This is a genomic window from Amycolatopsis sp. NPDC101161 (assembly GCF_044768185.1).
In the GTDB taxonomy this organism is placed as follows: Bacteria; Actinomycetota; Actinomycetes; order Mycobacteriales; family Pseudonocardiaceae; genus Amycolatopsis.
In genome coordinates this window covers 195,874-204,114 of record NZ_JBIWPI010000009.1, presented here as the reverse complement: position 1 = coordinate 204,114, position 8,241 = coordinate 195,874, and the positions used below count along the sequence as shown (strand labels likewise).

At 73.5% G+C, this 8,241-nt stretch carries 6 protein-coding genes; 2 read left to right on the top strand and 4 right to left on the bottom strand.

Features of this window, described 5'->3' with window-relative positions; genetic code table 11:
* Positions 1–778 (top strand): hypothetical protein (locus ACIRSS_RS49515; protein ID WP_400909305.1); only part of this gene is annotated, 778 nt, incomplete at its 5' end.
* Positions 779–916: 138 nt separating this feature from the next.
* Here the strand turns inward: ACIRSS_RS49515 and ACIRSS_RS49510 are convergent.
* The 3 genes from ACIRSS_RS49510 to ACIRSS_RS49500 all read right to left on the bottom strand — a co-directional run bounded on the left by ACIRSS_RS49510 (position 917) and on the right by ACIRSS_RS49500 (position 4,715).
* The gene (locus ACIRSS_RS49510) at positions 917–3,472 is read right to left on the bottom strand and encodes an AAA family ATPase (protein WP_400909303.1); all 2,556 of its coding nucleotides are present in this window, start codon (positions 3,470–3,472) and stop codon (positions 917–919) included.
* Positions 3,473–3,673: 201 nt separating this feature from the next.
* Positions 3,674–4,279: a hypothetical protein gene (locus ACIRSS_RS49505; RefSeq protein ID WP_400909301.1), complete on the bottom strand. Its 606-nt coding sequence runs from the start codon at positions 4,277–4,279 to the stop codon at positions 3,674–3,676.
* Positions 4,280–4,283: 4 nt separating this feature from the next.
* Positions 4,284–4,715: a hypothetical protein gene (locus tag ACIRSS_RS49500; protein WP_400909299.1), complete on the bottom strand. Its 432-nt coding sequence runs from the start codon at positions 4,713–4,715 to the stop codon at positions 4,284–4,286.
* A gap of 129 nt (positions 4,716–4,844) precedes the next feature.
* On the opposite strand from ACIRSS_RS49500, the gene ACIRSS_RS49495 reads away from it, so the two are divergent.
* A complete protein-coding gene (locus ACIRSS_RS49495) occupies positions 4,845–6,251 on the top strand; it encodes a hypothetical protein (RefSeq protein WP_400909297.1) in 1,407 nt (468 codons plus the stop codon).
* 4 nt (positions 6,252–6,255) lie between these two features.
* Here the strand turns inward: ACIRSS_RS49495 and ACIRSS_RS49490 are convergent, their stop codons facing one another.
* Positions 6,256–8,139: a hypothetical protein gene (locus ACIRSS_RS49490; protein WP_400909295.1), complete on the bottom strand. Its 1,884-nt coding sequence runs from the start codon at positions 8,137–8,139 to the stop codon at positions 6,256–6,258.
* Positions 8,140–8,241 lie beyond the last annotated feature (102 nt).

The window sequence follows — 8,241 nt, the reverse complement described above, 5'->3', positions numbered from 1 at the left end:
GGTTCCCACCGTGACCGCCCGAGCCCTGCTCGTTCTGGAAGATGTCCCCACGGCCACCCGACGAAGCCTGCTCGTTGAACTGGTTCCCACCGTGACCGCCCGAGCCCTGCTCGTTCTGGAAGATGTCCCCACGGCCACCCGACGAAGCCTGCTCGTTGAACTGGTTCCCACCGTGACCACCGGAACCCTGCTCGTTCTGGAAGATGTCTCCCACGCCGCGACCCGACGAGGCCTGTTCGTTGAACTGGTTGCCCCCGTGCCCGCCGGCGCCCTGCTCGTTCTGGAACACGTCACTGTGGTGGCCGGCCGACGCCTGCTCGTTGAACTGGTTGCCGCCGCGGCCGGAGCCTTGCTCGTTCTGGAAGATGTCGCCACGGCCGCCCGACGAGGCCTGCTCGTTGAACTGGTTCCCACCGTGACCACCGGAACCCTGCTCGTTCTGGAAGATGTCTCCCACGCCGCGACCGGTCGAGGCCTGCTCGTTGAACTGGTCACCCCCGTGGCCACCCGAGCCCTGTTCGTTCTGGAAGATGTCCCCACGGCCACCCGACGAAGCCTGCTCGTTGAACTGGTTCCCACCGTGACCACCCGAGCCCTGCTCGTTCTGGAAGATGTCACCGCGACCACCGGTCGAAGCCTGCTCGTTGAACTGGTCGCCCCCGTGACCACCGGAACCCTGCTCGTTCTGGAAGATGTCCCCACGCCCCCCAGCGCCGGCCTGCTCGTTGAACTGGTCGCCGCCGGAACCCTGCTCGTTCTGGAAAACGTCGCCCGATGAAGTCGTCATCCTGTGCACTCCTGACATTCGGATCGGTGAAGCCCGTGCCCCTCCGTTGTCATCCAGTCTTGGGCCGGCGGACCCTCGGGTCATGAGTAGCGGCTACTCGGCTTCCGCTCGCCCGCGGCCGCGATCTACCTATGGACCGTCGCCGGGACTACTCCCCGATGCCAGCGGCCCCACCACCGAAGCCAGTTCGCGGCGGCCGGAAATACCCAGCTTCGCGTAAACCCCGTGCAGCACGTTGTCGACCGTTCGCACCGACACCACCAGCCGGTCCGCCACCGCCCGGCTCGTCAAGCCCGTTGCCACCAAGCGGGCGATCTCCAGCTCCCGGACCGTCAGGTCGAGGGGCGTTTCCAGCGACGAAAGGGCCGGCGTCGCAGCGTCCTCACAGGACGCCAGCCACGCCCGCGCGCGCTGGGCCGAGGTTGCCGCGCTGCCGTTCTTGCCCTCGGCTCGGTACGCCTGGGCCGACACCTCCGCCGCGAGCAGCCGCGCGCCGACGTCGGCGAACGACGACGCCACCGCGTCCAACGCCGGGGCGTCCGAACCCGCCGCCGCGTGCGCCGAGTACAGCGCCGCCATTCCGCCCGCCGACGGGATCTCGCCCGGGTCGGCGCCGAACCGGAGCAGGTCGTGGCGGATCTCGGCCGCGACCGCGAGCCTGCCGTCCGCCAGGGCGGCCGCCGCGGCGGCCGAGCCCAGCTCCGCGGCCCGCGAAGGCTCACCCCGCGCCGCCGCGACCCACGCGCCGTCCCAGTCGCCGAGCGGCTCCGCGAGCCGGCCGCTCATCGCCGTCGCCCGGGCCAGCGCCGCCGCGACCGCCGGGCGGAACTCGTACGGCTGGTCGTGCACCTCCGCCGCCAAGGCCTCCCGCAGCCAGCGGATCGCGCCGCGGACGTTGCCGTAAGCGAGCGCGACCGTCCCGAGCGACGCCGCCGCGCCCGCCACCGCCGGGCCCCACCGGTCCCGGACGGCGTCGCGGTAGTCGTCGCCGGCCAGGTCTTCGGCTTCCTCGAGCCGGCCGGCCCGGCACAGCGCGACGATCCGCGCGTGCTCCAGCCGGACCCGCGCCCCGGGCGCGGAAGCGTCCGAGATCCGCGCCGCGATCTCCAGTCCTTCGTCGACGACGCCGAGGCACGCCTCCGTCCGCCCGGTCGTCGCCAACGCCCCGCCCGCGACGACCAGCGCCGCGAGCCGCAGCGCGTCGCCGCGCCGGTTGCGGTCCAGCACCGGCCCGAGCAGCTCCAGGGCCGCGCGCGACGAGCCGGAGGCCGCCAAAAGGGCCGCCCGGGCGGTCACGAGGTCGTCCTGGGTCCCGGACACCGCCGTCTCCGCGGTGTCCAAGACCGCCGAAGCCTGCTCGAACCGGTTCAGGCCGAACGCCAGGTTCCGCGCCCGCGTGGCCGCGACGCGGGCGTGCTGCGCATCGGACACCGTTTCGCCCGCCAGTTCGGACAGCAGCGAGTCCGCGTCGGCGGGCCGGCCGCCGGCGATCCGGACCTGCGCGAGCAGGAACTTCGCGCCGAACCCGCCACCCATCCGGGCGGCTTCGGCCGCCAGCTGCTCGGCCTGCGGGAAGTCCTTGCGCAGCAACGTCTCCGCCGCGGCCCGCACGAGCTGCGGGTCGGTCGGCAACCCGGCGGCGAGGCGCCACCGCACCAGCCGCGGCTTGTCCTCGGCCCGGCGCGCGCCGGTGAGGTCGAGGGTCTGCGCGAGGATCCGGTAGGTGTCGCGCTGGCGCAGCGGCGACGTCCGGCGGCGGATCACCTCGGCGTAGAGCGGGTGCGCGAGCCGGACGTTCAGCCGCCGCCCGGTCCGTTCGGACACGACCAGCCCGGCCTGCTCGGTCGAAGCGAGGACGCGGGCGGCGCCGAGCCGCACCAGCGGATCGCTGCCGAGCGGCTCCCCGAAGGCGAGCAGCTCCAGCAGCCGCCGCTCGTCGGCGTCGACCCGGTCGGTGCGGGTCTCGATCAGCTCGACCAGCCGCGGGGACGCCGTGAGCGCCCCGCTCCACCGCCACACGCCGTCTTCGGCCGACAGCGAACCGCTGTCGAGCCCGCCCTGCACGAGTTCGCGCAGGAACAGCGGGTTGCCCAGGCTCAGGCTCCACAAGCGGTGCTCCGCGCCGTCGTCGAGCCGTCCGTTCAGGACGGCGGTGATCAGCTCGGTGGTCTGCGGGCGCGTCAGCTCGCCGACGTCGAGCCGCTCGGCGACGCGGTCCTTCCACATCGCGAACACCGCGTCGGGCACGCTCACGCCGTGCGGCGCGATGACGATCACGAACGCCGACGCCGTCGCGGCCAGCTGGTGCACCAGGGTCGCGGACAGGTCGTCGAGCAGGTGCGCGTCGTCGACGCACAGCACCAGCCGGCGCCCCTCCGCGCCGCGGGTGAGGTGCCCGGCGACCTGGTTGAGCCGGTGCGCGCGGTCCCCCGAACCGTCCGCGCTGCCGGGCAGGAGGTGGGCGAACGCGCCGAACGGGATCGTCGACGCCGAAGACATCGCACGCACCCAGTGCGTGCGCGCGCCACCACCGGCCAGCTCGGCCAGCAGGACCTTCGCCAGGCGCGTCTTGCCGGCGCCGGCGCGGCCGGTCAGCAGCAGCCCGCACACCTCGGGATCGGCCAGTGCCCGGCGCGCGAACGCCAGTTCCTGTTCGCGGCCCACCAGCGGCCAGTCGTTCGCCACACCCACTGCCTCCCCAACCCCTCACGGGTCTTTCCGCGCCCGCGCACAGTCGTTCCTCGGATAATGAGCACGCCCGGCCCGGTCGAGTACCGAATCCGCGCGGCGATTTGGCATAAATCGACGAGCGGTGCCGCGAATGCGACACAACGGACAGTCGATCCCCCATTCCGTGAGCGTTTACCGGCTATCGGGGAAATACCGTTATCCCCGGTTTTCCGGTGATTCTTTTTCCTGCGCCACCATCATTCCTATGACGCGCGGCAGGACCACCGCGTTCCACCCCGCCATGGCCGTGACGAGCTCCGGTTCGGGGCCGCCGGTCCACACGCGCACCTGGCCGGCGCGCAGGTCGGTGCCGAGCACGCCGGCCCACGGCACCTTCGGGGCGAACCACCGCCACCGGCGCAGTCCTTCGGCGTCCGCGTCGATCCGCCGGTGCCCGCCCCCGCCGAACCGGGCGGTGGCGCCGGCGGTGATCGCGTCGACCGCGGCCCGCGCGATCCGCGGGCACGCCGCCGACTCGACCAGCTCGACCAGCCGCCGCCACGTCTCGCGCGCGTCCTCCAGTTCCTCGCCCCCGAAGGCGTCGAACACGAACCGGCTGCGCACCGGGCCGCGGGCCAGGCCCAGCGCGTAGCTGGCCTGACGCGGCCGGGCCGCCGCGGCGTAGGCGACCCGGTCCACCTCCGCCAGCCGGAAGACCCGGTCGCCGATCACGATCGCGTCGCCCGCCGCGGCGAGCGTCCGCCCGCCGCTGCGGACCACGATCTCGCCGGAGCCGGTGAACGAGAACTTCCCGGCGGTCATCGGGCTACTTGCCGGTCTTGGCCAGGCAGAGCACGACGCCGGTCTCGCCCTCCTTGCCCTCCCAGAACACCTGGTCGGCGTCCGGGTACGGGGTGCACGCGCTGATCTGCGCCTCGATCTGCGTCTTGTCCTCGACCCGCGCGACGACCTTGAGCGTCGCCTCGGGCGTCCCGCAGTCGACGATCTTCACGTAGTTCTCGCCGCTTTCGGTGACGCAGTTGCCGACCTGCGCGTTCTCGCCGTTGGACCGGGTGGCCACCCAGACCAGCGCGAGGACCGCGGCGACCAGGATCAGGAACACGGTGAGCACGATCCTCTGGCGCCGCTTCGACTTCTTCGGCGCGGCCGGTGCGGCCGGCGGCGGCCCGGGCACCCCGGCCTGCGGCGGCACGGGTCCGGTCGGCTCCGGGAACTGGGGTCCTCCCGCGTAGGTCATGACGTTCCTCCCTCGATGTCCAGCTGTCCCCAGCTAGGCGTTCCACCCGTGTTCCACGGTGTTCCACCCGCAGTTGGGGCCGGCGGGCCAGGATGGGACCGCCCCGTTCCCCGACGTGAGGACCCGAGGATGACCCGACTGCCCGCACTGGCCGTCTCGGCGTTGGCCACCGCCGCGCTCCTGACCGGCGGGACCGCCGAAGCCGCGAGCCCGCCGTTCACCGCGTCGGTCTTCCGCGCGACGCACAACAGCTATTCGGGCAGCGTCGACGGCGCGAAGAACTCGATCGCCTACCAGCTCGACCACGGCGTCCGGTTCATCGAGTACGACATCCACGACAACGGCTACGCCACGAACCACGACTACGGCGTCGGCCACGACTCGCCCGGCGACGCCGTCGACCACAGCGGCGGCAACCCGGCGTCGAACAACCTGCGTGACTGGCTGTCGGTGGTGAACACCTGGTCCGCGGCCCACCCGTCGGCCGCGCCGATCGTCGTCATGCTCGACCTCAAGGACGACCTGACCGACAACGCGGACTTCGCGGCGGGCAACCTGACCGCGGTCAACCAGGAGCTGGAGTCGGTCTTCGGCAGCCGGCTGCTGCGGGCACAGGACTACCCGGCCGGCTCGCCGACCGTGGACGCGCTGCGCGGGCGCGTGCTGCCGCTGCTCTCGGGCGACGGCGGCAGCCGCGCCGAGTACAAGCGGGACGTCGGCTACCACCCGGCGATCGCGATCAACGGGCGCGGCCAGGTCGTCGAGGTGCACGACTCCGGCGGCGGCGCGCTCTGGTACTGGACCGGGACCTACGGCGCCGACGGCCGCGTCACCTGGCTGCGGCACGGCAAGTACGACAGCGGCCAGACCCCCGCCGTCGCACTCAACGACAACGGCGACCTCGTCGAGGTCCACCAGTCGCAGACCGCCTCGACGCTCTGGTACCACGTCGGCAAGCTCGGCGCGGACGGCGAGATCACCTGGCAGGCCAGCCACCAGTACGACAACGGCGTCCAGCCGGCGGTCGCCTTCACCGACGCGACGCACGTGCGGGAGATCCACCAGAGCCAGAGCAGCAGCCAGAACTGGACGTGGAACGGCACCCTCGCCGGCACCACGGTGACGTGGACCGGCAACGCCAAGACGTCGGACGCGCGGTACGCCAAGGACACCGCCGCCGACGGCACCCGGCGCGTCAAGGTGTGGACGGGCGCGGACGGCCCGACGCCGTCGAACACCCTGCGCGTGGACACCGCGAGCGTCACCGGGGACCGGATCCGCTACCGGCAGGTCGCGTTCGACGAGTTCCAGAAGGGCGACAGCGCGGAGCTGCAGCAGGGCGCGCTGTTCTACGGGGCGCCCGCGACGGAGTCGGCGTTCATCACCTCGGCCCGCCAGTCGGGCAAGCTGGTCCGCGGCTGGGACTTCGACTCCTCGGGCGACGCGACGACGCCACTGGCGAACTACCCGGCGACGAACCACCCGTACGACGCCTGGTACCAGACGTTGCTGACCCAGAACGGCGCGGTCGAGTAGGCGCTCATCCCGGGTCGTAGCTGCAGCGGATGCCGGTGCGGACGCCGTCGCGCAGGACGTCGCCGATCACCGCGTCCGCCGCGGCGATCCGGGTCAGCGCGCGGCGGATCGCCTTGCCCACGGCGATCCGCGCCTTCTCCTCCGCGCCCGCGAACTCGCGGACGCGGCCGGCCAGGCCGGCGGCCGCCGACAGCTCGCCCAGCAGCCAGTCGCGCTCGGTGCGGACCTGCTCCGCGCGGCCCGCGTCGTGGTTGGCCTCGTGCTCGTCGAGCTCGGCTTCGAGGTTCGCGAGCCAGCGCCGGTAGTGCGCGGTCGCCGTCCGGTCGAGCACCGGCTGCGCCGACGTCACCTCGGCGACCACGCCGTGCGCCAGCTCGACCGCGGTCAGCTCGTGGCCCGGGTTGTCCAGCAGCGTCGCCAGGTAACCCATGCCGACGCTGTGCTCGACCAGCGCGGCCCGCCCGTCCAGGACGAAGAGCCAGTGGCTGCCCTGGCGGCGGCACGTGACGCGCCGGTTCACCCCGCCCGCCGCGAAGTCGGGCAGCGCCATCCCGATTTGCGCCGCCTCTCGCGTCGCCGCGGCCAGCTCCCGTGCGGCTTCGGCCGACGCGGGGCCGAGCGCCTGCGCGAGCCGGGCGCGGGACAGCGCCGCGGCCGGCCAGTGCGCCAGCGCGAGGTTGTCGCGGACCGCCGCCCGGAAGTGCTCCGCGGCGCGCCCGCTGTCGCCCGCGGTCAGCATCGCGACGCCCAGCGCGTGCTGCACCGAGCCGAAGCAGGCGACGCCGAGGCTGGCCGTCATGGGCAGCCGCGCGAAGGGCGTCAGAAGCGCGTACGCGGCCAACGCCGATTCGACGTCCGAGAGCAGGTACGCGGACTCGACGATCCCGTACATCGACACGAGCCAGCTGCTCGACCGCGGCAGCAGCGCCAGATCCCGGCCGCGCAGTCGGGCCAGCGCCCCGGCGGCCTCACGCTCGTCCCCGGCGGCCGCGGCGGCGACGGCCAGCCCGGCGATCAGCGCGTTGTCGACCGCGCTCAGCGTCGGCGAGTGGACCGTCTCCCGCAGCATCGGCAGCAGCTCCGCGACGCGGCCCTGGTACCACCGGACCGCCCCGAGCTGCGCGGTGTACCAGCCGATCGCGTCGGCGTCCCCGGCCTGCTCGCCCCGCAGCGCGCAAGCCGCCGCACGGGCTTCGGCCTCCTCGAAGCGGCCGGCGCGGATGCTGAGCATGACGTCGATCGCGTCGAGCACGAACCCGACCGCGAGGTGGTCGCGCTCGGCCAGCAGGCCGCGCAGGTCCGCGAGCCCGCGCTGGGCGTGCGGGTCGCCGTCGAGGAAGAGGTCGACCGCGCGCCAGAGCATCCCCATCAGCAGGTCGCTGCGGCGGTCCGTGCGGAAGCCTTCGGTGATCAGCTCCTGCGCGAGCGCGCGGCGCTGGCCGCCGTGGTCGGGCCCGAGCAGGCAGTGGTGGGCGAGGCTCGCCGCCTCGGCCCAGGCGACCGGGTCGCCCGCGCGCTTGGCCTCTTCGAGCACCGCGAGGATCTCGTTGCTCTCCCCCGCCACGTAGTCGGCTTCGCCCGCGAGACGCGCCTTGAGCCGCAACGCCAGCGACGACCCCGGGTCGACGGCGGTCCGCGCGCTGCGCAGCCTCGCCTGCAGCAACGCGGCCGCGGGCGCGCTCCGGTGTTCGTGCACCCACAGCCCGGCCAGGCCCAGCGCGGCGCGCGCCATCCCCGGCCCGTCGCACTCGGCCTCCGCGGCCCGGTACGCCCGGTCGAACCACTCCCGGCCGGCGCGCAGGTCGCCGTCGGCCTCGAGTGCGCGCTCCCCGTTGCGCAGCAGCTCGCCGAGCGCGGCGGCCGCCGGTCGCGTTTCGCTGTCCAGCATCGCCCGCCCCCTCTCCCCCGGGAAATGGTGCCCGCGCGACCGGCCGGGGTCAACGTGCGAAAACCGCCGGGAAAGCCCCGCGCGCGGCCGGGAATTTTCCGC